Raw genomic sequence first — 24,002 nt, forward strand, 5'->3', positions numbered from 1 at the left:
GGGGGGGTGAAATGGGGCCAAAAGCGCCGGTGGCAATCGTCGAGTTAGGTACGGTTTAGGCCTAACTTTAGCCTAACTTTCCGATCCCGCGACAGGCGGCAAACACGCTGGACGCCGCCGATCCGCTTGGACATGATGGCACCATGCAAATCCAACAAGGCCTCTTCGCCGCTTATGCCATCCCGGCGATCGTGCTGGCGGTGGTGCTGGCGGTCCGATGGAAACGATTGGGTCGGCCACAGCCGCTGAAGCTGGAGCGGCTATGGATCATGCCCGCCATCTTCGCCGCGCTGATGGCCTTCCTCTTCGTCGAGATGCCGCCACACGGGTGGGGCTGGGCCTTCTGCCTGATGGCGCTGGCCCTGGGCGGTGTGCTGGGATGGCAACGCGGGCGGATGATGCGGATCGATGTCGATCCCGCCACCCACGCGCTCAGCCAGGCATCCTCGCCGGCGGCGCTGATCTTCGTCGTGGCGCTCGTCCTGCTTCGCCGCGCCGCCACTGCCGGCGGTGCCTATTGGCTGCACCTCGATACGATCGCGGTGACCGACATGCTGATGGCGTTCGCGCTGGGCCTGATCGCCGTACAGCGGCTGGAGATGTTCCTCCGGGCCCGCCGCCTGCTGGCCGCGTCGCGCGCTATTCCTCGCTGATCGCCGCCATCGTCTCGGCCCGCCGCCGCCGATGCTCGCGCCAGACGATATAGATACCGCTGGCCGCGATGATCGGCGCCCCGATCCACGTCGTCGCACTCGGCAACGCCCCGAACAGCAACCAGCCATAGGCCGTCGCCCATAACAGCGACGTATAGTCGAACGGCACCACCAGCGACACCGCACCCCGCCTCAGCGACGCTGTCATCGCCAGTTGCGCACCACCGCCGACAAGGCCGACCGCGATCAGCACCAGCCACGTCTTCAATGGATGCGCCTGCGCCTGTGTTAGATACACGATGCCGAGCGGCAGCAACGACAAGACCGAGAACCACCAGACCGTCGTTTGCGCCTTCTCCGTCCGACCAATCTGGCGCAGCAGGATGAAGATCACCGCCGTCAGGACCGCCGCCGTGATGCCGCATGCTGCGCCGTAGAGCGGGATCGCATACCCGCCCGGCTGCATCACGATCAGCACGCCCGCAAAGCCCAGCGCGACCGCCGACCACCGTCGCCACCCGGTCGGCTCGCCCAGCACCACCGCGCCCAGCACGGTCGCGAAGATCGGCGTCGTGAAGGCGATGGTCGTCGCCTCTGCCAGCGGCAGCGCCAGCAACGCGGCAAAGGTAAAGGCCATGCTGATGACGCCGACCGCACACCGCGACACATGCGCCCCGATCCGCTGCGTCCGCACCGTTGCCAGCCCTGGCCCGGCAGCGATGACGCCGGTCACCAGGATCGCTGCCCCGAACTGTCGAAAGAACAGGATCTCGCCCAGCACCGCCCCGTTGATTTCAGCCAGCTTGATGCAGGCGTTCATGGTGGCGAACAGACCGACCGACAGCAGACGCAGACCGATGGCGGGTAAAAGACGATCGTTGATAGTGCGTAGGCTCCGACAGACGGCAACGGCTATGCGCAGGACTCGCCCCGCGAACAAGCCGTTGCCTGCGTTATCGATTATTAGCTACGAGCGCGGCGATCCGCACGGTACGAGCGATGGGCATTTGTGGCTGATCGCTCGGGTAGCTCGACACGGAGTTGCAACTGGGTTGCTGACGTGGACGATCCGGAACGCATACGCTTGGCAGTTACGGTGATAATCATGAGGCAAGCCCTCTTCCAAATACCGCCGATCATTAGGCGGTGGACCGCGGTAATAAGATTGCCTCGATAACGGCGGTTAACAATCTCCGATCCGGACAGGCCATTTCTGGACTGAGCGATCTTGACGGAACACAACCCGAACGCAAGTCGAACGGAGGTGCTGTCGTTGCGTGTGTCGGTACGGGTATCCGGCGAGCGAGCTTGTTTTCGTCGCCCGGAATGCCGAGAGGATTTCGTCAGTTATGACATGATGACGCCCTTGGCCGCGCTACGGTTATTAGAGGGGGTCGATAGCCGAACGCCAGACGGCTGGACCGTCGATAGCATAGATGTCCTGCGGCCTATCCAATTCGGATGGATTACTAGCGCTGAGGCCGGGAATTATCCTGCGCGCCGGATCAATGCGCTCCTAGATGTCGAATATATCATTCATGCGCGACGATCCCGGGGAATGACGGAGGACGACGGTTGGACTGTGAAACCGGCTGCTTTTTTGGGCCTTCGCGAATGTCCCGCCACCGTGTCCACGGTCAAGGACCCGCCAAGCGTTCCGAGCTTGGCGCACTCTGACCGGATAATCGATCTCGGCTGGATGGTGTATGACCTGAAGGGTAGGGGGCAATCAAAAACCCGGTTTTTCAGGGCCCGTTTGATAGATGGTCGCTTAACTGTGCCTCTGCCGGAAGACGCGGATTTAGCCATCTAGCTTATGACGGCGAGAACTCTTTGTTTTCAGACACTGGTTTTAGCAAGGGGAAGTGAGGTCCTATTATCGACCTGATTAGCGTCGAGAATTGGACCCCACTTCCTTCAGTGATATCGATCTTATGCTTTTTGCATCTGCTTGACTGCATGATCCGCGGCTCTTGCGGTCAGCGCCATGAAGGTTAGCGACGGATTTACGCATGAGACAGAAGCCATCTGCGCGCCATCTGTGACGTACAGATTGGTCGCGTCGTGGGCCTGGCTCCAGCCGTTCAGCACCGACCGGCGTGGATCGGCGCCCATGCGTGCACCACCCATCTCGTGAATGGCATCACCGGGGACATGTTCCTTCTCGGAGCTGGTGACATTCGTCAGTCCCGCGCCCTTCAGCATGGCTTCGCCCTGCACGCGGGCATCTGCCATCATCTTCAGCTCATTGTCGCGGAAACGGACATCGAACCGCATCAATGGTACACCGAACCGATCGACCTTTGAGGCATGCAAGGACACGCGATTGTCTTCGTAAGGTAGGCACTCGCCGAACGCGCCCATGCTGAACTTCCACGGACCATATTTGCGCATCGCGTGCTTCATCGAGGCGCCGAAACCGACGGGTTTCGCCGGATCGCGATGAGCGCTGCCCTGATAGCCATAGCCGCGCTTGAAGCCGACGCCCTCGTCACCGCCGATATTGCGGAAGCGCGGCACATAGACGCCGCCCGGCCGGCGGCCATATTCGATATATTCGTCCATGCCGGGAATATCGCCCTCGATCCCGACGCGGAAGATGTGGTCCATGACATATCGACCGAGCGTCCCGCTCGCGTCGAAATAGCTGCGATCGCTACCCGGCGCGCGTGAGTTCATCATGATCTGAGTCGATGCCATCGCCGAGGCGCACAGGAACACGAGATCGGCCTTCACCACCTCGGCCTGTCCAGTCTTGGCATCGATGTAGCGCACGCCGGTCACACGCTTGCGGGCTGCATCATATTCCAGATTTGTGACGACCGCGTCGGATTGCAGCGTGAGACGCCCGGTCGCGCGAGCCGCTGGCAGCGTTACCGCCTGCGTCGAGAAATATGCCCCGAACGAGCAGCCATTGCTGCACTGGTTACGATACTGGCATTTCGTCCGGTTCTGGTCGGGCTTGTCCTCGGTCATGTTGGACAGGCGCGTGTTGATGAGCTTGCGGCCGGGAAACTTGGTTTCGAGCCGCTGCTTCAGCCACTTCTCCGCCACGTTCATGGGCATTGGCGGCTGGAAATCGCTGTCGGGCAGATAGGGCAGGTTCTCGCGCGAGCCCGAGACGCCGATGTATTTCTCGACATAGCTGTACCACGGCACGATGTCGTCGTAGCGGATCGGCCACTCGCCATCGATGCCATCGCGCTTGTTGGCCTCGAAATCCTCCGGGCTCCACCGGAAAGTCCAGCGCCCCCAGATCAGCGACTTGCCGCCGACCGCACCGGGCCTGATCCAATAGAATTGGCTGCCTTCGTCGAAGGCGTAGGGGTTCTGTCGGTCGTCATTGTAGAACCGCTGATTGCTAGGCGAGACATAGCCATGCTTGGCGATGAAATAGTCGCTTTCGGTCAGCGGCTTGGGCATGATGTTGCGCGCCGGCACTTCGTAGGCGGGCTTGCCATCGTAGGTATAGCCCTCGCCATGCTCGACCATCACCCCGCGATCGAGCATGAGGACGCGCAGACCCTTTTCGGTCAATTCCTTCGCGGCGAAACCGCCGCTGACGCCCGATCCGATGACGATCGCGTCGAACCTGTTGGTCGAAGCCATGATATTCCTCTCCGAATAGTCGATCAGAAACGCAGCGAACGTAGCGTGCGGAAACTGGTGGTGATGTCGGGGATATAGGGCGCCGGCGCCTCGTCGTTCTCGACGTAGAAATGGCGGACCCCAGCGCTGCCCTTGAGTTTGAAGAGGGCGCCGAAATCGATCGTGCCATTACCCACCGCCGTCATGCTGCGATCGGCGCGCATGTCCTTGACGTGATAGGCGTAGAGCCGGGTCGACAGGCGATCGATCAGCGCCGCAGGGTTTTCACCGGCATGTGCCGCCCAATACAGATCGAGTTCGACCTTCACGAGCGCCGGGTCGGTTGCCTTCAGGAACCGGTCGTAAAGACTGACGCCGCCCGGCTTGGTCGTGAACTCGAAATCATGGTTGTGGTAAGCGAATCCCAGACCGGCTTTTCGAAGATCCCGGGCAAACCGATTGAAGTTTGGCAACGCCGCTTCCCAAGCCTGTTCGTTCCGATACTGGTCGGTCATGTAAGGCAGAATGACGGTATCAGCGCCAAGGCTCTTCGCCATCGTCACTGACTTGTCGAATTGCCCAAGCAGGGCATCATAGCCGATGTGGACAGAGGGTGCCCGCAGACCGAGCCGGTCCATCGTCTTGCGCAGCATGGCATGGTCCATGGCGTCATAGCCGCCACCGCCATATTCGACCTCGCGGTACCCGATCTTCGCGACCGTCTCGAGCGTGGCTACCGGGTCCTTCTGGAACAGTTCGCGGACGGTGTAGAGTTGCAGGCCGATTGCCTTGAGTTGAGCGGCGGAGGCGGGTGACATCGCCAGATCGGCGAGGGTCAGGGCGGCAACCGATCCAGCGCCAGCCAGCAGGTTTCTGCGGTTGATAATCATGCCGAATACACCTTGTTGACCTGAGAATAAGGAAAGGCGCCGTTATATTCGCCCGGGACGGGCAGATATTCGCGCTCCTGCGTCATGCCGATCTCCGACGTGTAGTAGCCGGTAAGGACGAGCTGCCGGAATGCCTCAAAGAAGACACTACCTGATGGCAACCGATCGTTCATCGCCAAGGTGAGTAGCGCGTCCTGCTGCAAGGCAGTTGTTCGGGCGGACGGCACTTTGTAGTCCTGCATACTGCGGGCCTCGATTGCATCCAGCCCGGCGATGATCGGTACCCGATCTTCGGGCATGGCCCAGTCGGCCAGCATCTTTTCGATAAACGCCGGAACCCCGGCCGCGATCGCGCCCGGTGTATCGGTCGTCGGCAATACGCGCTCGCTGAGCGAGGTCATCAGGGCCCGTTGAACGGGGGTGAACACCGCCACGCTGGGCGGGCCTTCGCTGATGATCGGCATCGTTGCTGTTTTAACGGCGCCGGCCGCGCGGGCGATCGGGGCGTACAAGGCGGTGCCGAACATGGCGGTGATGCCCGCCAAGGCAGTTCTGCGGTCAATCACTTGCCGTCCTTTCCAAGATCCTGCGCAATCGCCGCATCGGTCAGCGGGCGAACCCAGATGTTGCGAAATGATACCGGCGAGTCGTGATCCTGCAACTGGATCGGCGCCGCATCGGGATGTGCCTTGTAACTGGCAACTTGACGCCAAATCGTGGTGCCCAGCATCGCTTGATGGTTCTGGACCAGCACGCCATTCAGGAATGCGGTCACGTAAGCCGGTCGCAGCAACGCGCCATCGGCCGCGAAGCGCGGTCGTTCGAACACGATATCGTAGGTCTGCCACTCGCCCGGTCGGCGCGCCGCATTCACCAATGGTGGTTTCCAGCCATAGACTGCGCCCACCGTGCCATCGGCATAGGTCGGGTTCTGATAACCATCGAGAATCTGCACCTCATACCGCTGCATGAACCAGATGCCGCTGTTCCCGCGATCCTGAGACGTCTTTGTCGGCGGGTTGGGCGACCGGAATTCCAGGTGCAGTTGCACGTCGCCGAAACTCTGTTTCGATACGAGATTGTTCTCGCCACCGCTCTTCGCGCGCGACGGGATTGTCATAGCGCCATTTGCGACCGGCCAGGCACCTCTCGCGCCTTGCCACGCGTCGGTCGATCGACCGTCGAATAGAATGACTGCGTCGGCGGGCGCCCCACCGGGGGTTGCAGCCGGCGTGACTACCGTCGGTGCGGGCCGGTCGGCATCATGGACATGCCATTGACCACCGGGCAGCGTCGGCGTGTCCCGAAATCCTGGCTTCTCCTGCGCGGCAACGGGCAAAGCGACGGCCGCGACTAATCCCGTCATGATGGTCGCCATCTTGTATGTGGTCGTCATCCTTGTTCCCCTCCTGCTCGATCAATCTCGCGATAGGCGGCGATCAGGCGATCTTCGCCTGCTCGCCCCGCTATCGAGTTGCCGTGCTCCATGCCGATCACACCCGAATATTTTCTGGATCGCAACCATTTGACGACGTTGGTGAAGTTTATTTCACCTGTCGTCGGCTCCTTGCGCCCTGGGTTGTCGCCGAACTGAATATAGCCGATCTCGCTCCAGCACGTATCGAGCGTGGGGATCAGGTTACCGGACTGGATCTGTTCGTGATAAAGATCGGCCAATATCTTGACCGCCGGACTATTCACGCCCCGCGCGACCGCAAAGCCCTGCGCGATGGTCTGCATGTAAACACCGGGATGATTGGTGCGCGTGTTTAGCGGCTCCATCACCATGGCGATGTTGTGAGGGGCCACGATATCGCCGGCGCGGCGCATTACATCGATAATCCGCGCGGTCTGGATATCGACCGGCAGTTTCGCGTCCATGAAACCGGTGACGACGGTCATGCGATTGGCGTTCAGACGCCGGGCGACGTCGATCGATGCGCGGATGTCGGCCAGGAAAGCCTCGCGTTCGGCCCCGTCATTGGCGCCTAGCAACGGTCGCGACTCCGCCCATTTCGGCATGCTGGCGACGAAGACACCCATCGCCATGCCACGCTGTGATAGCGCCCTCGCCATCTGTTCCTGCTCGGCGACCGTACGCAGTCCGGCCTCGTTGTCTTCCCAGGCGGTAAAACCCTGATCGGCCGCGAAGGCGATCTGCTCGATCCGTCCGCCACGGCTGGCGAAGCTGCCCTCGTGCGGCGCAAATTTGAGCGAGAAGCGCGCTGCGTTGGAGCCGGTCCGCTGGGCAGCTACCAGCCCGGAGGCCAGCGAGGAGGCGGCGCCGGCGGCGATGACGGTGCGGCGTGAAACCGTCACGTGCGCATTCTTGCTGGGCTGTGACGGAAGGACCAGCGCATCACTTTGCGCCTTCCGCCTTCAGATAAGCGATAATGGCCGCCCGCTTGGCCGGATCGGGGGTCGAGATCGGCATGCGGGTGCCGGGCACCTTCTTCGATGGCGCAGCGAGGTATTCGTTGAGCGTTTTTTCGTCCCAGCGCAGCTTCGACGCTTTCAGTGCGGGCGAGTAATTGAAGCCCGGAGCGGCGGCGGCTGCACGGCCGACCACGCCGTACAGATTGGGACCGATGCCATTCTTCCCGCCCTTCGGCACGGTGTGACAAGCGCGGCAGGCGGCGAACGCGGGTGGCGCGGCGGCAGGCGCGGTCTGTGCGACGGTTGGCGCGGCTACAACGACCAGCGTCGCTGCGCCGACGCTGCCGATGGCCAAGCATAGAACGAGTTTCATGCAGTCTCTCCAGAATCGATCGGGGTCCATTTTTTGTCGGACCCGGCATTTTCTATCACGGCCTCGATGAACCGCATCGTACGCAAGCCATCGGTGACGCCGGGAAACCAGCGGTCGCCGTTGCCCCGGATCGCCGCCGCAAAGGCGCGGTAGAGGTTTGCGAATGCCTCGATATACCCCTCGGGATGACCCGCCGGCGTTCGCAGCAGCGCGGTGGCACCGTCGTGCAGCCCCGGTCCGCCGGCCCGCACGACTTCGGTCGGGCGATCGAGCCAGCGGAGCGTGAGCGTGTTCGGCTCCATTTGTGCCCATTCGAGACCGCCGCGCTCGCCATGGATGCGAAGCCTGAGGCCGTTTTCCTCGCCTGCCGCGACCTGAGTCGCTTTCAACGTTCCACGAGCGCCACCATCGAAGCGCAGCAAGGCGCTGACATCGTCGTCTAGCCGCCGGCCCGACACGTGTGTGGCAACGTCTGCTGAGACCGATTGCACGCGCAAACCGGATACATGTTCGGCGAGCTGGAAGGCGTGCGTCCCGATATCGCCGAGGCAGCCGCCGATGCCGGCGCGGGCGGGGTCCGTCCGCCATTCGGCCTGTTTGTTACCGTCGGTGTCGATCGGTAAGCTGAGCCAGCCTTGCAGATATTCGACCTGAACGAGGCGGATTTTGCCTAAATCGCCGCGCGCGATCCTGACCCGCGCCTCCTCGATCAACGGATAGCCGCTATAGGTGAAGGCGAGGGCGAAGCGCCGGCCGCTGACCTCGGCAGCGTCGGCGATTGCCTTGGCCTCCGCTACGCTCATCGCCATCGGCTTTTCGCAAAAGACGTCGAAGCCTGCGTTCAGCGCTGCGATCGCCATAGGGGCATGCAGATAATTGGGCGTCACGATCGCGACTGCATCGATGCGCTGATCGGCGGGCATGGCCCGCTCTTGCGCGATCATCGCATCGAGCGACGGATAGATGCGCCGGGCGTCCAGTCCTAACAACTCACCGGTCCGCTGATTGCGGCCGGCATCGGTGCTGAAGGCGCCGGCCGCCAACTGCCAGTCACCATCCAGTGCCGCGGCCATACGGTGGACTGCGCCGATAAAGGCGCCTTCGCCGCCACCGACCATACCAAGTTGAAGGCGTTTCACGACGACTCCCTCGACAGGCCGAGCAGCGAACGGATCGCCGCACGATCGACGCCACTGGCCGCGAAGTCGTCAAACGGACGTTCGGTCAGACGGATCATGTGATCGCGGATGAAGGGCGCGCCCTCACGCGCACCATCCTCGGACCGCTTCAGTGCGCATTCCCATTCGAGCACCGCCCAGCCGTCATAGCCATACTGCGCCATCTTGCTGAAGATCGATGAGAAATCGACCTGCCCGTCGCCCAGCGAGCGGAAACGACCGGCGCGATCTACCCAGTTCTCGTACCCGCCATAGACGCCCGAACGCCCGGTCGGATTGAACTCCGCATCCTTGACGTGAAAGCACGAAATCCGGTTGTGATAGCGATCGATGAAGTCGAGATAGTCAAGCTGTTGCAGCACGAAGTGCGACGGATCGAACAACAGGCGCGCGCGGGGATGGTGATCGACCGCGGCGAGGAAGCGCTCCCATGACGCGCCGTCATGCAGGTCTTCGCCCGCGTGAATCTCGAACGCGCAATCGACGCCCTCTGCTTCAAAGACATCGAGGATCGGTATCCAGCGGCGGGCGAGTTCGGCAAACGCCTCCTCGACCAGTCCGGCCGGCCGCTGCGGCCAAGGATAGACATAGGGCCATGCCAATGCGCCGGAGAAGGTTGCATGCGCTGAGAGCCCCAGATTGGCGCTGGCCTTTGCCGCCAATTTGACCTGCTCAACCGCCCAGACCTGACGCTCCGCGGGTTTGCCATGGACCTCAGGCGGCGCGAAGCCGTCGAACAGCGTATCGTAGGCGGGATGGACGGCGACCAACTGGCCTTGAAGATGCGTCGATAACTCTGTGACTTCGATGTTGTGTTTAGCGAGCGTTCCTTTCAGGTCGTCGCAAAAGGTCTTGCTCTCAGCGGCAAGCGACAGATCGATCAACTGCGTGTTGCAGGGTATCTGCACGCCGGCATAACCCAGCCCCGCTGCCCATTCGGCGAGACTCTCCAGCGTGTTGAACGGCGCCGTATCACCCATGAATTGAGCGAGGAAAATGCCCGGTCCTTTCATCGCCTTCATGCGGCGGCCTCCGTCTTGGTATCGCGAAAGGTGAACTGGAACAGGATTGCGATCAGCGCGGCGGCGACCGCTGGATACCACCACATCTGCTGCCAATCGGCGATGCTGGGTGTGGCGGGCAACTGCGCATAAAGCATCGCGCCGATCTGTGATCCGAGCAACATCCCGACGCCATAGGTGAACAGCGTCAGCATTCCTTGGGCTTGCGCGTTCACACCCTTCGGCGTCGCGATCGTGCCGGTGTAGATCGCGCCGGCCACGAAAAAGAAATCATAGCAAACGCCGTGGAGCGCTACACCAAGATAGACCGCCCAGATCGACGCGCCGCCATCGCCGATCGCGAACAGCGCATAGCGCAACGCCCAAGCGGCCATGCCAACCAGCAGTAGTGGCTTCACCCCGAACCGCCGGTACAGCCACGGCATCGAGAACATGAATACCAGTTCGGACATCTGCCCGATCGCCAGCGTTCCGCCGACATTCACGATGCCGGTCGCGCCGACATACGGCGAAGCATAAGCGTAATACATCGCCAGCGGGATCGAGATCAGCGTCGCGCAGGTGATGAAGATCATGAACGAGCGCTGCTTCAGCAGGCTGAACGCCTCGACGCAGAAGACTTGCCGGACCACGCTTTCATCGCGAGGTGCGTCTGGTTCGACGTTAGGCAGCGTGAAGCTATACAATCCCAAGGCGATCGAAACGACCGCCGAGATCGTGAAAATCTGCGGGCTGGCGGACAGGCCGGCCCAGCCGACGATCAGGCCGGCGGCAATCCAGCCCAGCGTGCCGAACGCGCGTACGAAGGGAAACCGGTCGGTCCGATCACCCAGGCTCTTCAGCGCGATCGTGTTGGCGAGCCCGACCGTCGGCATATACAGGATCATGTAGCCGAGCAGCACCCAGACGAGCGTGTCGCCGCGTTCCGGGTTCACCAGTGATGGCAGCATAAATAAGATTGCACCGCCGATCAGATGAAGGATCACCATCAGCATGCGCGGGCTGACATATCGCGCGGCGGCCATGCCGAGCAGGAAGGATCCGACGATCGAGGCGATCGGCCCGACCGAAAAAGCGTTGCCGATCAGATTGCCTATCCCGACCGTCTGCATCACCAGGCCCAGTGTGACGGTCCAAGCACCCCAAACGAAGAACTGCATGAACATCAGCGCACTGAGGCGCCCGGTGAGCAGCCCGTCCGCCGGACGTTCGGCGGCGTTTATTGCACCTTCGGCAGTGGCCATGCGTCAACCTCTCCTCACGCAGTTTTCCTGCTTCTTGATGCGCAGGCTAGGCATGGTGGGTGGCGATGTAAAGGATTACATTCCACGCTATCGACAAGAGAGGCATCTCGATCCATGACAGGGCGATGACGACGATCATCGACGTCGCTGCGTTGGCTGGCGTGTCCACGGCGACGGTATCACGGGTGTTATCGAAGCCCGAACGCGTCGCCCGGCATACGCGGGAACGAGTGTTGGCGGTCGTCCAGACGCTGAACTATTCGCCCAATATCGCGGCGCGGAGCCTGCGCACGCTCAGGGCCGCTAAAATTCTGCTGACGGTGCCCGACATCTCCAATCCGTTTTTCGCCAGCGTGATTCGCGGGGCAGAAGAAGCAGCGCGCGATGCGGGCTACGCCGTGGTGGTCGGTGACACCCGGCATGATCCGGAAGTCGAGGACCAATATGCAGAAATGCTGTCCCGGCGTGAGGTCGATGGCCTGATCTTCCTCGGCCATCGTCTGCCGGCTAGCCTGAAGCCGCTTGTGTCATGCGATGGCACCGCAGCTCCGATCGTCAACGGGTGCGAGTACAGCCCGGATATTGGCGTCCCCAGCGTGCACATCGATAACGCGGCCGCCAGCAGCGATGCCGTCGAGCATCTGATCGCTTTGGGTCATCGCAATATCGGCATCATCACCGGACCCACGATCAGTCCGATCAGTCGTGATCGCCTGGCCGGGGCGATGGTGGCGGCCGAACGGCACGGATTGGTCGATCAGCTCTGTCTTTGCATTGGTGACTATTCGGCGGCATCAGCCTTTACCCAGGTTACGAATCTGATAGCTCGGCGAGACCACGGTGCTGTGACCGCGATCTTTTGTTTCAGCGACGAGATGGCGCTGGGCGCGATTTGTGCGATTGCCGAGGCTGGTTTGGAGTGTCCCCGCGACATTTCCGTCATTGGCTTTGACGATCTGCCGCTTGCTCGCTTCTTTCAGCCAGCGCTTACCACGATTGCGCAGCCCAAGGGCATGATCGGCCGTCGTGCGGTCGAATTGCTGGTCGATATCCTGCACAATATCGACAGCCCGACCCGGCATGTCACGCTGAGGCATGAAATCATCATCCGTGCCAGCACGGCGGTACCCGCTCAAGGCGCGAGGGGATCGATACCGCGACTTCGCGTCTGACACGCAATCCGCGTAAGTGCCGTATTCGCTTACTGTGACTTGGGTCGCCGTTGGGATATTGTCATTCGCTGCTAAAATTCGAGGCGCGACGATCAAGGCCAGCCGACGGTGACGAAATGCGGGTAACCAGGTGGAAGACGTAGGCCCAGTTGCGGGCATGTGTTCCTTGCACGGTGGCGTAGCGTGTATCGAATCTGAAAGTAGGGATAGTATCTCTGCCAAATGCTGGCCAAGCGCAATCGGTGCGCGCAGTCATGATTCAATTGTGGAAGTGGCTACAACGGCTGACCCCTTGGTGCTGTTGCGTTTGCCTAACGCCGATTTCCGGATGGTGACGGACGAATATCGCCTGTGGTCGAACCTAGCCTGCAAACCACGATCGATCCCGCCTTTCCATAACTCGTACCGGAAACAGTAGTCGACGCATCACGGTCGCAGGAATCAGGCAAAACTCCAACGGTGTCTCCGAGGCAGGATACTGCGATGAATCTGCCACAGTATTCAACAAAGCTGCGAACGAAGGATGCGCGACGTTGTCGCTGATCCGAACGATCTGTAGACATCGTTGCAACGGTTTTCGGAGAAAAACCGGTACGTTGGAGAGGATTACTGATGACCAACCGCTGCGCCTTTCGCACGTTGCTTCTCGCCAGCTGCGCGAGCATCACGCTTCCGGCTTTTGCTCAGACCACTGAACCACCCGCGACGGCACAGACGCCGCCGACTCAGGATCCGACTACCGCATCAGAGGATGGTCCGGATATCGTCATCACCGGACAGACGACGCGGAACCGTCCTCTGATCTCCGCTTCCGCCGACATCACGCTCGCCAATCGCGCGGATATCGATCGCAAGGCGCCGCGGTCCACCGCCGATATGCTCGAGTTGGTTCCTGGCATCTTCGTAGAGGGGACGGCCGGTGCGATCTCCAACAACTATTCGGTTCGCGGCCTGCAAGGCGGCGGACAGCGCTTTGTTCAGCTGCAGGAGGATGGCATGCCGATCCTTTATGGCGGCGGCGGTGCAGACTTCTTCTTTGATCAAGACCTGACCATCGATCGGCTGGAAGCGGTCAAAGGCGGCTCGTCAGGTGTGCTGACCGTCAACGGGGCCGGGGCGACGATCAATTTCGTCTCGAAGTTGCCAAACTTCAACCGGACCGAAGCCATCGCCCGAGTCACGGCATACAATTATGGCCTGAAGCGAGGCGACTTCTATTACTCGCAGCCCATCGCCGAGAATCTGGCCTTTAATGTGGGCGGTTATATTCAGTCGAGTCCCGGCGTTCGCGACAACCCCTTCGATTATGCCGGCTGGCGGTTGAAGGGTGCGTTGGAATATCGGTTCGACGGTGGCGGTTTCATCCGATTGTCTGGCAAGGGTGGCAATGTCGAGAATGCCTATTACGCGGATCAGCCCTATCGTTTCACGAGCGGCAAGCCGGGCGGTATTCCCAGCCTGAACACGCAGTTCGGTAATGTCGGTGGCGATGCTTTCAACAACATCGCGGTGCCTGTATCGACCTTTGCGCATCCCAGCGGTTTTCGCGATTTTCGTTATCGCGATGGGGTCAAAACGAAGACTGCCCAGGTGCGGCTCGATATCGAAAAGCCACTCGGCGATTCAATCAATCTGTTCGCGCATTCTCGTTATCTGAAATATTCGTACGATTTCAACGGTCTGTTTCCGGGGTCGGGGACGGGCAACGCCGGCCTTACCAGCGCCGTCAACTATCTGACGCCCAATCCAGCGACATCGCCGATCATTGATTTGTTGCGTGCCGGGTTCGCCGCTTTTCCAACGACACAGCGTTTCGGCATCAAGAACCTGCGTACCGGCGTGGTGCTGGGATCAAACCAGACGACCGAGTTAAACGCCCTGAACGGCAACGGCTTTCTTCAGCGGACGACGCTCAACCACGATTATGTCGATGGCAAGGACTTCGGGTTGAATGCTGGCGGTACGTGGGAATATGACGCCGACGACTTCAAGAATTCGCTTACGGCCGGCGTTATGTACTACAACGTCAAGCGTTCGCAAGATCAGTCGGCGACCGCCAGTGTCGTAAACGACGTGCGCACCAACAGCGATATCTACGACATCGTCGGGTTGGACGCGTCGAACAACATCGTCGGCACGCTTAGCGACAATGGCCTCGTCTCCTATGGCGACTGGGGTGCGGGCATTCGGGAGCGGAAGGATTCGACCGTATCGCTCTATGCCAACGACGAACTGGCGATCGGTGATCTGCGGATCGACGGTGGCATTCGCTGGGAGCGCGACACGGCTACCGCATTCGATGGCCAGACGGCGGCGGTGAACCAAGATGTGCAGCCGGGCGTGGTCGGCGTGGTTCGCAACGTGGGATCGACCTTCAACGGCGTTTATGCGCCGACCAACCTTGACCGCACGGGAGCGGATGGAAAGCTGACTCAGTCGAAGGCCTCATACACGGTGGGCGCCAATTATCAGTTCACGGCGAACTTCGCGATCTACGCGCGCTATGCCAACGGGTTCCAGACCAATAATATCGACCCGATCACTACTATCGAATTGTACGAAGCGGGTGTTCGTTATCAATATGGCCGCCTGTTTAACGGGTCGGCGACGGTGTTTCGCACCAATTTCCGTAACCAGAACTATAACTTCGCCGATCCGGTGAACCCGACCGTCCAGAGCAATATCAACGCCGATCTGCGCACGATCGGCGTCGAAATCGACGTGAACGTCCGGCCGATCGACTGGTTCTCGGTCAATCTGCAGGGTGTTTTTCAAGATCCGAAGCTACAGAACCTGCAGATCAACGGTGCAAACCAGGACGGTTTCGAGGGCAACCGGCCGGAACGGACGCCCGCGACGTTATTTACGATCTCGCCCGCGATACAATTACCGGGTGGGCTGGGTGAGGTTTATGGGCGCTACAAGCATATCGGCAAGATCTATGCCGATGCCGGCAATGGTGTCGCGCTACCGAGTTATGGCGTCACCAGCGTCGGCGTGACGTATAACCTCAGTGACAATATCCAGTTGAACCTGAATGCCGACAACATCTTCAACGTCATCGGGCTGACCGAGGGTAACCCGCGACAGGGCCAGACACAGGCAATCACCGATGGGTATTTCTACGCCCGTGGTATCGTAGGCGCGACATATGGCGGATCGGTGACGTTCCGGTTCTGATCGACGACCATGTGACAGACGGGGGCGGCGGGCGTGGAGTCGTTCGGCCGCTCCATTCATGATGGAGTGACGGCATGGCGAGATTCGCGATTTGGACGGGCGTCGCGACGCTGGCGCTGGCCACCGTCGGCATGGCGCAAACGCCGTCTCGCCCCGAACTCGCCTATCAACTGACTGAGGGGCAGAACCTCAACGCCTTTGTTCGTGATGGCTCGGTAGCCGCCCATCTCTTACTGCGTAACGGTAGGGATCCGCGCATTCTTATCGCATTTCCGGCTGGTAACAGTGGTGTCGGCTTGTGGTTCGAGCGGATTGAAAAGGCGGCAACGTGGCGGCTGGAAACACCGCCTCGGCCGCTCGATCGCGGCGCCCTGCACGGCGCAATCGCCGTCGCCAAGATCGATGCGAAGCGCCTGGTGCCCAGGCAAGCGGTGCTGTCGAGCGTCCGTTTCCTCCGCGATTATCAGGCGGTCGGTCGTTTTCCGGCGGAGGTCGCGGCGATGCCGATAATTGCCGGCAACACCATGACGTGGCGACGGTCGCGGCTGGATGGCGCGGCGGGCTATGAACTGATCATCCGCGTCGTCGAGGGGCACATTGTGCAAGGAGCGATCCTTGCCGGTAACGGTGGGCGTATCCGGATCGAGATCAGCGCCCTGACCGGCGACGTGCCGCTGACGCCGATTCCCGTCGCGCAATTGCTCAATCGCAACGCTGCCGCCGACGCTGCGGCCCGAAGCGCGCTCGCCTTTCTCAGCTACCGTGAGAAATTTCTTGCGGGCTCATGGCGATTCAACACGTATTTCGGCCGCGATACGCTGATGTCGGTGAGGCTGTTGATGCCGGCGCTGCAACCCGTCGCGATCGAGTCCGGATTGAACGCTGTGATCGCGCGGCTGTCGCCGACCGGAGAGGTCGCGCATGAAGAGGGCATCGGCGAGTTCGCCGTCGTCCAGAACCGCAAGGCAGGCCGTGCCGGCGATGCTGCCGAACTCGATTATGGCATGATCGACGACGATTATATGCTGGGACCGGTCGCCGCCGATTATCTCCTCGGTCCCGGCAAAGCTCGTGCCCGAGCCTATTTGGCGCAACCGCTCGCCAGCGAAAGCCAGCCGGGCCAGCGCGAGCTGGTCGGCGCATCGCTTGTCCGCAATCTGCGGTTCGTGTTGAGCCAATCCCGCGCCTTCGCGGACGCACCATCGGTGCGAACGATGATCGCACTGAAACCCGGGCGCCTGACTGGCGAATGGCGCGACAGTGAGGAGGGACTGGGGCGTGGTGTGTATGCGTATGATGTCAACGCCGCGCTGATCCCTGCCGCTATCGAGGCCGCCGATCGGCTGCTGAAGGCAGGCCTGCTCGATGCGTATCTATCCGCGGATGATCGCACGACGTTCGGTCGGGCAGGCGCGATGGCAAGGGTCTGGCGCGACCAAGCGGGGGCGCTGTTTCGCGTCGAGATTTCAGCACCCGAAGCGGGCGCGCAGATACGTCAATATGCTGCGACAGTCGGCGTACCGGCGGATCGCGCCATCGCCACGCTGGATCGGCAGCCGCTGGTGTTCCATGCGTTGTCACTTGACTCCACTGGTCGGACGGTGCCGATCGTCAGTTCGGACGAGTGTTTCGACCTTTTATTCGGCCGACCGTCCCCGGCTAATCTCGACCAGTATGTGACCGCGATCATGCGGCCTTTTCCCGCCGGGTTGATGACTGATATCGGTTTGCTTGTTGCCAATCCTGCGTTCGCCGATCGCGAAACGCAGGAACGGTTCACGCCTGCGGCCTATCACGGCGCGGTAGTGTGGTCGTGGCAGCAGGCGATGATGGCGGCGGGGCTGGAGCGTCAGTTGACCCGCACTGACTTGCCGACCGCGACACGGGGGCGGCTAAGGGCGGCGCAGGCGGCATTGTGGCGCGTGATCGCGGCATCGCGCTCGGTGCAAAGCTCCGAATTATGGTCGTGGGCGTTCCGCGGCGGTCACTATCAGATCGTGGCGTTCGGCGCAGGCAAAGCGGATGTCGACGAATCCAACGCCGCGCAATTGTGGAGCACCGTCTATCTGGCGGTGCGTCCACCAAAAAGTAACTAGGCGGCGAAAAAGCCTGTTACAGTCAATCGCCCCTTCGTCGGATCGCTCGAGCGGATCGCATCGGGTGCGATGGCTCCCGAATGCAGTACACGGCTGCGATACAGCAATGCGCGGTTATAGGCCCCGTCGACATGGCCGGTACGTTCGAACAACGGCGTGTCCGCCGCGATATAGGCGTCAGGTAGCGGAGCACTCTCGATTTCATGACGGAGCGCAGCAAAATAGGCCGGTCCACGGATCGCATTGACTGTTTCGAACCCGGTCGCCCGGTGACGGTAGAAGGCGGTTCCATCGGTGCCGCCCGGCACTAGATAATGGATCAACGCCAACCTGCCCGGTTCCAGTGCATCGACATGTGGCAGCCGCTGCGCGATCGATAGCGAGATCGGTGGGGTGGTAACGATCGAAAATCGCGCTTCCAGTACCGATGCCACTGCAGTTACGCCGAACACGTCGCGCAGGATCGTTGCGATCAATGGGCTTTGTCGTCGGAGATAATCGTCGGGCAGGGACGCCTTGATGCCCGGATAATGACGTCCGGCCGGCGCGTATTGCTGCATGGCTGCAAAGGCGAGTAGGGCATCTGGATCGGCGGCGAAATCATCGATAATCGCGACGGGTTCGCGCTCATTGCCCATCTCGCGGACCAGAACGCGCGGGCCGGTCAACGCGGGCCGCCGATCAACGCGGCGATTGCCTCGTCGTGGCGCGGTAGCGTCGGCACCGCACGGGCGATGGCCGCTTCGATCTGGTCGAGCTGCCGCTGGTTCATTGCTCCGTCCAGCGTATCGGCAATCGGGGCAGTGCCTGCCGCATAGATGCCCTGTCCGTTCAGGACCGCCAGCCAACTCGCCTCACGAAACAATTCGTCGGGGCCGAGCATCAGTCGCCCGGTGCGGGTATATTGTTCCATCTTGTCGACCAGCGTGTCGGGCAGCGCCATCGTCCGCGTATGCCGCCACAGCGGCGCATCGTGACCCTCGGTGGCGTGATAGTGGAGGATCAGGAAATCGCGGATACCGTCCATATCTCGACTGAATAAAGTGTTGAACTGGCGCGCCAATCCGGGGTCGCAATCGGCGTCGGGGAACAGCGTGATGAGCTTGGCGATGCCGCTTTGGATCAGGTGGATGCTGGTGGATTCCAGTGGCTCGAGGAACCCCGATGCCAATCCGATGGCAACCACGTTGCCGCGCCACGCCTCGCGCCGGAACCCCGTCTTGAACCGCAGGAAGCGCGGGTCGGCGAGCGCCTTACCATCCAGATGGGTGAGCAGTGTTGCCGCCGCCTCGTCGTCCGAGACGTGATCGCTTGCATAGACATATCCGTTGCCGGTGCGATGCTGCAGAGGGATACGCCATTGCCAGCCCGCCGGGCGCAGGGTCGAACGAGTATAGGGCGTCGTCTCGGCGACGCGCGCGCAAGGCACGGCGACAGCGCGATCGCAAGGCAGCCAATGTGACCAGTCCTCAAAATTCGCACCCATCGTTTCGCCGATCAGCAGCGAGCGAAAACCTGAACAGTCGATAAACAAGTCGCCCGCCAGCCGATCGCCGCGTTCGGTCTTCAGCGCAGTGATGAATCCAGTGTCGGGATCGCGCTCGATCTGCCCCAGCACGCCCTCCTGCCGCGTGACGCCCCGACCTTCGGCGATCCCACGCAAATGCCGCGCATAGAGACCGGCGTCAAAGTGATAGGCATAACCCAGCGTCGACAGGATCGATCGGTGCTCGCTGGCGGGCTTGGCAAAGCGCCCGGCGGCGGCCAATTGGGTCGCCAGCGAATAGGTGGAGAGTGGTCGATCCGATCCGTCCTGCTGCGCGCGCAGCCAGTGTTGATGAAAAGGCACCCGATCCAGATCAACGCCATATCGTCCGAATGGATGAAAATAGCGATGCGCCGGCTGCGCCCAGTCAACGAACTCGATGCCCAGTTTGAAACTGGCCGTTGTGGCGCGGACGAAATCCGCCTCATCCACCCCAATCAATTCATTGAACCAGCGGATCGTGGGGATGGTCGCTTCACCGACGCCAACCGTGCCGATCGCATCGGACTCGAGCAAGTTGATCGAAAGCGTGTGGCCGAAGGTCGCGTTGAGTGCGGCCGCAGTCATCCACCCGGCGGTGCCCCCGCCCAGAATGACCACGCGTTCGATACGTCGCATCTGGCTGATCCTCTGCCAAGGAGGTAAGCTAATAAAAGTTACTGTTCGGATTGGGTAAAATAAAATACCGGCCGAACGTCATTCGACGGACGGCCGACTGTACAGCTAATTAGATCCTAGAAATTTATTTCAATCTAACCTTCGTCAGATTCTAGATTTCGGCAGGCTGCGACGTTCCGGGATCACCAGCGGGAATACCAGGCGACGGCTGGTCGAAATCGGGCGCCGGAGGTGAAATTTCCGGTGGCGGCGCGTCGGGCTGCACGGGCTGCGTCGACGGAACGGGCATTTCAGGGGGTGGCTGGGTAGCCATAATCTGCTCTCCTTACCCCCTTTCAACGATCGTTCGCTCTAGGGGTTGCCTCGGCGCTTGCTCAAGCGCACTGGGCTGGTATAGACGCCCGCCCAACGGCGGGTCTCGGATGCGGGCGTGGCGGAACTGGTAGACGCAGCAGGTTTAGGTCCTGCCATCGCAAGATGTGGGGGTTCGAGTCCCTTCGCCCGCACCAGTCCCGCCGCTAGCGCAGGCGGGTTGACCACCGACAAAAGATTTCTCCAGATCGAAGGCCAGCAATGCAGACTGTCGAGACGCTGAACGAGGGGCTGAAGCGCGCCTACACGCTCACCATCACCGCGAAGGATATCGACGCCAAGGTCGATGCCGAAGTGAAGCGCGTCGCACCGCAGGTGCGGATGCCCGGTTTCCGTCCCGGCAAGGTTCCCGTGAACTTGGTTCGCAAGATGCACGGCGAGTCGCTGGCACAGGACGCTTTGAACTCGGCGATTCAGCAGGGCATCCAGGAATTAATGGCCGAAAAGCAGCTTCGTCCTGCCATGCAACCATCGGTCGAGTTGGGCGAAGGCTATGAGCGCGGCAAGGATGCCGAGGTCAAGATTTCGCTCGAAGTGCTGCCGCAGGTGCCGGCCCCGGCGATCGATGCGCTGACGCTGGAGCGCCTCACGGTGCCCGTCTCAGACGCGGCAATCGACGAGCAGCTAAAGAAGTTCTCCGAAGGTCAGAAGAGCTGGGACGACGCCGGCGACAAGGCGGCCGAGCAGGGTGATCTCGTCACGGTCGACTTCATTGGCAAGACCGCCGATGGCGTGGCGTTTGAAGGTGGCACTGGCACCGACATGGGCGTCGAGATTGGGTCGGGTCGTTTGATCCCCGGATTCGAGGATCAGATCGTCGGCGTGAAAGCCGGCGAGGAGAAGCAGATTTCGGTTACCTTCCCGGAAGATTATCAGGCCAAGGAACTGGCAGGTCAGCCGGCAACTTTCGACCTCGTCATCAAGTCGGTGAAGACCGCAGGCGAGTCCAAGATCGATGACGACATGGCAAAGAATTTGGGCCTCGAAAGCCTGGATCAGCTGCGCGGTCTCATCAAGGGGCAGATCGAGCAAGATCACAATGGCCTGACGCGCACGCATATGAAGCGCAAGCTGCTCGACCAGCTGGCCGACGGGCACGACTTCGAAGTGCCGCCGTCGATGGTCGAAGCCGAGTTCGCCCAGATCTGGTCGCAGCTGGAGCATGAGGCGACCCACGAGGCTGATCCGGAAAAGGCGAAGGCCGAGATGGAGGCCGAGCGCGAGGATTATCAGAAGATCGCCGAGCGTCGCGTGCGCCTGGGTCTGTTGCTGTCCGACATCGGTCAGGCCAATGGTATCGAGGTCAACGCGCAGGAGATGAATCGCCTAGTCGCGCAGGCTGCACAGCAGTATAATGCCGAGGATCGCCAGCGCTTCATGCAGTATGTCCAGCAGGAGCCAATGGCGGCTGCCCAGCTGCGGGCGCCGCTGTATGAAGACAAGGTCGTCGATTTCCTGTTCGGCAAGGCCGAGATCACCGACCGTGAGACGACGCGTGAGGAACTGGAAGCGGCGATCGAAAGCGAGGATGGCTTTGCGACCGGTACGCATATCCATGACCACGATGACGATCATCACGGGCATGACCACGACCATCATGGCCATGATCATGCCGCGGAGGCAGCCGCTACCGAAGCACCTGCACCAAAGGCGAAGGTGAAAAAGGCGGCTGCCAAGACAGAGGAAACTGTTGCCGACGCGAGCACGGAAGCTTCGCCCGCCAAGAAGCCGCGCGCCAAGAAGGCCGCTCCGATCGCAGCCGAAACTCAGGTGACAGAAGCATCGCCCGGGGCTGCCGAAAACGCCGAAGGCACGGAAGCCGCTGATGCGCCAGTAAAGAAGCCGCGTGCCAAGAAGGCAAAGGCAGAGGTCGCCGGCGAATAATCCATTCGATAACCACTGCCGGCAAAACTCAGGTGGTCCGGCAGTGGTATCTGATGGTAGCAGCGCCAGACTGATCCGTTTTGGGGGCTTCCTCTAAGTTGAAGCTACCTTTGGCGTAATACCGCTCCAGATTACGCATCTCCTTACACGACCGATAAGATCTGTTGAGTAGCTAATCGAAGGCGGGGGAAGCGGATGGCTCTGCGTAGGCTCTTTCTGCTGGCCGGGACCCACCTTATCTATATTTGATCAGATCTTGGCTTGATATGAGCTCGATTCTGCTGGCTGCTATCAGAGCGGTGCCCTGCTTGATGTAGCTGATCTGAGGAAAATAAGAAATTTCCGCGAGCGTTTGTGGCGGGGTGGAAGCATCGGCTTCTGCCCCGCTTTTTCTCGCCCGGTCAAAATCGCCCTGCTATGCGCTTGACATAGCGTGCGCATCACGCTGTCACAGGGGGTGTTAATGACCGGAATTCAGCCGCGGATTGCGGTACTGCTGCCATGCTACAACGAAGAGGCGGCAATTGGTCAGACTGTGAGCGATTTTCGCGTCGCGCTGCCGGATGCCGATATCTACGTATATGACAACAACAGCCGGGATCGAACTGTCGAGATCGCGACCGCGGCGGGTGCGATTGTTCGTCGTGAACGTATTCAGGGCAAGGGTAATGTCGTGCGGCGTATGTTTGCCGATATCGACGCGGATGTGTACGTGATGGCCGATGGCGATGCGACATATGATGCGGCATCTGCCGGCAAGCTGGTTGACGAGCTGATCACGGAGAAGCTCGACATGGTCGTCGGTAGTCGGATAAGTGAGGCTGAACTTGCCTATCGACGCGGTCACCGATTTGGCAATGCGCTGCTGACCGGAATGCTCGGAAGGCTGTTTGGGCGTAGCTTCACCGATATTCTCACCGGCTATCGCGTTTTTTCACGGCGCTTCGTCAAGAGCTTTCCATCTCTTTCCGCAGGGTTCGAGATCGAGACCGAAATCAGTGTACACGCGCTCGAGCTGAAAATGCCCTGTGCAGAGATCGAGACGCCTTATTACGCGAGACCGGAAGGCTCCATTTCGAAGCTTGATACTTATGGCGACGGCTGGCGCATCTTGAATACAATTCTGACATTGTACCGCTTCGAACGGCCATTGTGGTTCTTCGGTGCGGGTGCGCTGGTGCTCGGCCTCCTCGGCATCGTGTTGTCGGTGCCGCTGATCGTTACATATGCCGATACCGGACTGGTCCCACGGATGCCGACTGCGATCCTCGTTACCGGCTTGATCATCCTCGCGGCGCTCAGTTTTTTCACCGGGCTAATCTTGGATACGGTGGTGCGCGGCCGACGCGAGGTCAGGCGATTGGCATATCTGTCCCATCCCGCGCCCTGATCAGCATGTCGATCAGCGACGATATCAGGAAGGCGGCGCAATAGGCTAGCATCGCGTAGAACAAGTAGGTGTAGCGGGGTACCGGCTGAAACGGCGCGAGCAACATAACCGATACTGTCGCCATCAGCGCAGGAAAGATCCAATGACGGCGTCGCTGCGCGATGGCGAGTAGAACGCCTGCCAGGCCGAGTATCCCAACCAGCGTTGCGAATAGTGCTTTGATACCGGTTCCGGTGCCATTGGCTGAGACACTGAATTGCCACGGGCGCGGAGCGTAGACCTCAGTGACATGGCGAATGGCGATAGTAGCGGCGTCGATCGGTGCGGATCGGATCCACGCCGTCGCCTGAGCCCCTAATGCGCGTGCATAGGCGACCTCTCCACCAACAGCTTGCATTCGTCGCAACACGGCGGGGTTGC

19 protein-coding genes and 1 tRNA gene are annotated in these 24,002 nt (G+C 60.8%); 7 read left to right on the forward strand and 13 right to left on the reverse strand.

Annotated elements, in window-relative coordinates; genetic code table 11:
* The first annotated feature begins 143 nt into the window (after nucleotides 1-143).
* On the forward strand, nucleotides 144-653 hold the full coding sequence (locus ASG67_RS03700) for a CcdC protein domain-containing protein (RefSeq protein WP_056525345.1): 510 nt from the start codon (nucleotides 144-146) through the stop codon (nucleotides 651-653).
* Here the strand turns inward: ASG67_RS03700 and ASG67_RS03705 are convergent.
* From ASG67_RS03705 to ASG67_RS03755, 10 genes are all read right to left on the reverse strand, one after another.
* Nucleotides 640-1,593, reverse strand: a complete 954-nt coding sequence (locus ASG67_RS03705) for a DMT family transporter (RefSeq protein ID WP_414887379.1) — start codon at nucleotides 1,591-1,593, stop codon at nucleotides 640-642. The genes ASG67_RS03700 and ASG67_RS03705 overlap by 14 nt on opposite strands.
* 992 nt (nucleotides 1,594-2,585) lie before the next feature.
* Nucleotides 2,586-4,262 (reverse strand): GMC oxidoreductase, encoded by a 1,677-nt coding sequence (locus ASG67_RS03715; protein ID WP_056525351.1) that lies wholly within the window; start codon nucleotides 4,260-4,262, stop codon nucleotides 2,586-2,588.
* A gap of 23 nt (nucleotides 4,263-4,285) precedes the next feature.
* A complete protein-coding gene (locus tag ASG67_RS03720) occupies nucleotides 4,286-5,131 on the reverse strand; it encodes a sugar phosphate isomerase/epimerase family protein (protein WP_056525354.1) in 846 nt (281 codons plus the stop codon).
* Nucleotides 5,128-5,697: a gluconate 2-dehydrogenase subunit 3 family protein gene (locus ASG67_RS03725; RefSeq protein ID WP_056525357.1), complete on the reverse strand. Its 570-nt coding sequence runs from the start codon at nucleotides 5,695-5,697 to the stop codon at nucleotides 5,128-5,130. The genes ASG67_RS03720 and ASG67_RS03725 overlap by 4 nt, the downstream gene beginning before the upstream one ends.
* Nucleotides 5,694-6,527, reverse strand: coding sequence for a DUF1080 domain-containing protein (locus ASG67_RS03730; protein ID WP_156460616.1), 834 nt, complete (start codon nucleotides 6,525-6,527; stop codon nucleotides 5,694-5,696). Before ASG67_RS03730 ends, ASG67_RS03725 begins: the two co-directional genes overlap by 4 nt.
* The gene (locus ASG67_RS03735) at nucleotides 6,524-7,450 is read right to left on the reverse strand and encodes a hydroxypyruvate isomerase family protein (protein WP_056525359.1); all 927 of its coding nucleotides are present in this window, start codon (nucleotides 7,448-7,450) and stop codon (nucleotides 6,524-6,526) included. Before ASG67_RS03735 ends, ASG67_RS03730 begins: the two co-directional genes overlap by 4 nt.
* Before the next feature lie 40 nt (nucleotides 7,451-7,490).
* On the reverse strand, nucleotides 7,491-7,880 hold the full coding sequence (locus ASG67_RS03740) for a c-type cytochrome (protein ID WP_056525362.1): 390 nt from the start codon (nucleotides 7,878-7,880) through the stop codon (nucleotides 7,491-7,493).
* Nucleotides 7,877-8,998, reverse strand: coding sequence for a Gfo/Idh/MocA family protein (locus ASG67_RS03745; protein ID WP_056525374.1), 1,122 nt, complete (start codon nucleotides 8,996-8,998; stop codon nucleotides 7,877-7,879). Before ASG67_RS03745 ends, ASG67_RS03740 begins: the two co-directional genes overlap by 4 nt.
* A 17-nt stretch (nucleotides 8,999-9,015) precedes the next feature.
* Nucleotides 9,016-10,080, reverse strand: coding sequence for a sugar phosphate isomerase/epimerase family protein (locus ASG67_RS03750; RefSeq protein WP_056525376.1), 1,065 nt, complete (start codon nucleotides 10,078-10,080; stop codon nucleotides 9,016-9,018).
* Nucleotides 10,077-11,324 (reverse strand): MFS transporter, encoded by a 1,248-nt coding sequence (locus tag ASG67_RS03755; RefSeq protein ID WP_056525377.1) that lies wholly within the window; start codon nucleotides 11,322-11,324, stop codon nucleotides 10,077-10,079. The genes ASG67_RS03750 and ASG67_RS03755 overlap by 4 nt, the downstream gene beginning before the upstream one ends.
* A gap of 125 nt (nucleotides 11,325-11,449) precedes the next feature.
* On the opposite strand from ASG67_RS03755, the gene ASG67_RS03760 reads away from it, so the two are divergent.
* The 3 genes from ASG67_RS03760 to ASG67_RS03770 all read left to right on the forward strand — a co-directional run bounded on the left by ASG67_RS03760 (nucleotide 11,450) and on the right by ASG67_RS03770 (nucleotide 17,772).
* Nucleotides 11,450-12,496, forward strand: a complete 1,047-nt coding sequence (locus ASG67_RS03760) for a LacI family DNA-binding transcriptional regulator (RefSeq protein ID WP_056525380.1) — start codon at nucleotides 11,450-11,452, stop codon at nucleotides 12,494-12,496.
* 612 nt (nucleotides 12,497-13,108) lie between these two features.
* Complete coding sequence (locus tag ASG67_RS03765; protein WP_235535030.1) at nucleotides 13,109-15,676, forward strand: TonB-dependent receptor domain-containing protein; 2,568 nt, start codon at nucleotides 13,109-13,111, stop codon at nucleotides 15,674-15,676.
* Nucleotides 15,677-15,750: 74 nt separating this feature from the next.
* Nucleotides 15,751-17,772, forward strand: a complete 2,022-nt coding sequence (locus tag ASG67_RS03770; RefSeq protein WP_056525382.1) for a hypothetical protein — start codon at nucleotides 15,751-15,753, stop codon at nucleotides 17,770-17,772.
* Here ASG67_RS03770 and ASG67_RS03775 read toward each other — a convergent pair.
* Both ASG67_RS03775 and ASG67_RS03780 read right to left on the reverse strand, forming a co-directional pair.
* On the reverse strand, nucleotides 17,769-18,440 hold the full coding sequence (locus ASG67_RS03775) for a DUF6445 family protein (RefSeq protein ID WP_200940707.1): 672 nt from the start codon (nucleotides 18,438-18,440) through the stop codon (nucleotides 17,769-17,771). The two genes, ASG67_RS03770 and ASG67_RS03775, sit on opposite strands and share 4 nt — an antisense overlap.
* Nucleotides 18,437-19,936, reverse strand: a complete 1,500-nt coding sequence (locus ASG67_RS03780) for a tryptophan halogenase family protein (protein WP_056525385.1) — start codon at nucleotides 19,934-19,936, stop codon at nucleotides 18,437-18,439. The genes ASG67_RS03775 and ASG67_RS03780 overlap by 4 nt, the downstream gene beginning before the upstream one ends.
* 424 nt (nucleotides 19,937-20,360) lie before the next feature.
* On the opposite strand from ASG67_RS03780, the gene ASG67_RS03785 reads away from it, so the two are divergent.
* The 3 genes from ASG67_RS03785 to ASG67_RS03795 all read left to right on the forward strand — a co-directional run bounded on the left by ASG67_RS03785 (nucleotide 20,361) and on the right by ASG67_RS03795 (nucleotide 23,582).
* Nucleotides 20,361-20,445 (forward strand) — tRNA-Leu (locus ASG67_RS03785).
* A gap of 64 nt (nucleotides 20,446-20,509) precedes the next feature.
* Nucleotides 20,510-22,192, forward strand: a complete 1,683-nt coding sequence (gene tig, locus ASG67_RS03790) for a trigger factor (protein WP_056525388.1) — start codon at nucleotides 20,510-20,512, stop codon at nucleotides 22,190-22,192.
* A 463-nt stretch (nucleotides 22,193-22,655) separates the two neighbouring features.
* Nucleotides 22,656-23,582 (forward strand): glycosyltransferase family 2 protein, encoded by a 927-nt coding sequence (locus tag ASG67_RS03795; RefSeq protein WP_056525390.1) that lies wholly within the window; start codon nucleotides 22,656-22,658, stop codon nucleotides 23,580-23,582.
* Here ASG67_RS03795 and ASG67_RS03800 read toward each other — a convergent pair.
* Nucleotides 23,545-23,979 (reverse strand): hypothetical protein, encoded by a 435-nt coding sequence (locus ASG67_RS03800; RefSeq protein ID WP_056525391.1) that lies wholly within the window; start codon nucleotides 23,977-23,979, stop codon nucleotides 23,545-23,547. The two genes, ASG67_RS03795 and ASG67_RS03800, sit on opposite strands and share 38 nt — an antisense overlap.
* Nucleotides 23,980-24,002: the final 23 nt, after the last annotated feature.

It is taken from the genome of Sphingomonas sp. Leaf339, assembly GCF_001426195.1.
Taxonomy (GTDB): Bacteria; Pseudomonadota; Alphaproteobacteria; order Sphingomonadales; family Sphingomonadaceae; genus Sphingomonas.

Bases quoted from the DNA above. Each gene is read 5' to 3' on its own strand.
- ASG67_RS03795 (WP_056525390.1), top strand. From the start codon at position 22,656: ATGACCGGAATTCAGCCGCGGATTGCGGTACTGCTGCCATGCTACAAC.
- ASG67_RS03730 (WP_156460616.1), bottom strand. From the start codon at position 6,527: ATGACGACCACATACAAGATGGCGACCATCATGACGGGATTAGTCGCG.
- tig (WP_056525388.1), top strand. From the start codon at position 20,510: ATGCAGACTGTCGAGACGCTGAACGAGGGGCTGAAGCGCGCCTACACG.
- ASG67_RS03760 (WP_056525380.1), top strand. From the start codon at position 11,450: ATGACGACGATCATCGACGTCGCTGCGTTGGCTGGCGTGTCCACGGCG.
- ASG67_RS03740 (WP_056525362.1), bottom strand. From the start codon at position 7,880: ATGAAACTCGTTCTATGCTTGGCCATCGGCAGCGTCGGCGCAGCGACG.
- ASG67_RS03770 (WP_056525382.1), top strand. From the start codon at position 15,751: ATGGCGAGATTCGCGATTTGGACGGGCGTCGCGACGCTGGCGCTGGCC.
- ASG67_RS03750 (WP_056525376.1), bottom strand. From the start codon at position 10,080: ATGAAGGCGATGAAAGGACCGGGCATTTTCCTCGCTCAATTCATGGGT.
- ASG67_RS03745 (WP_056525374.1), bottom strand. From the start codon at position 8,998: ATGGTCGGTGGCGGCGAAGGCGCCTTTATCGGCGCAGTCCACCGTATG.
- ASG67_RS03800 (WP_056525391.1), bottom strand. From the start codon at position 23,979: ATGCAAGCTGTTGGTGGAGAGGTCGCCTATGCACGCGCATTAGGGGCT.
- ASG67_RS03715 (WP_056525351.1), bottom strand. From the start codon at position 4,262: ATGGCTTCGACCAACAGGTTCGACGCGATCGTCATCGGATCGGGCGTC.
- ASG67_RS03780 (WP_056525385.1), bottom strand. From the start codon at position 19,936: ATGCGACGTATCGAACGCGTGGTCATTCTGGGCGGGGGCACCGCCGGG.
- ASG67_RS03700 (WP_056525345.1), top strand. From the start codon at position 144: ATGCAAATCCAACAAGGCCTCTTCGCCGCTTATGCCATCCCGGCGATC.
- ASG67_RS03755 (WP_056525377.1), bottom strand. From the start codon at position 11,324: ATGGCCACTGCCGAAGGTGCAATAAACGCCGCCGAACGTCCGGCGGAC.
- ASG67_RS03720 (WP_056525354.1), bottom strand. From the start codon at position 5,131: ATGATTATCAACCGCAGAAACCTGCTGGCTGGCGCTGGATCGGTTGCC.
- ASG67_RS03765 (WP_235535030.1), top strand. From the start codon at position 13,109: ATGACCAACCGCTGCGCCTTTCGCACGTTGCTTCTCGCCAGCTGCGCG.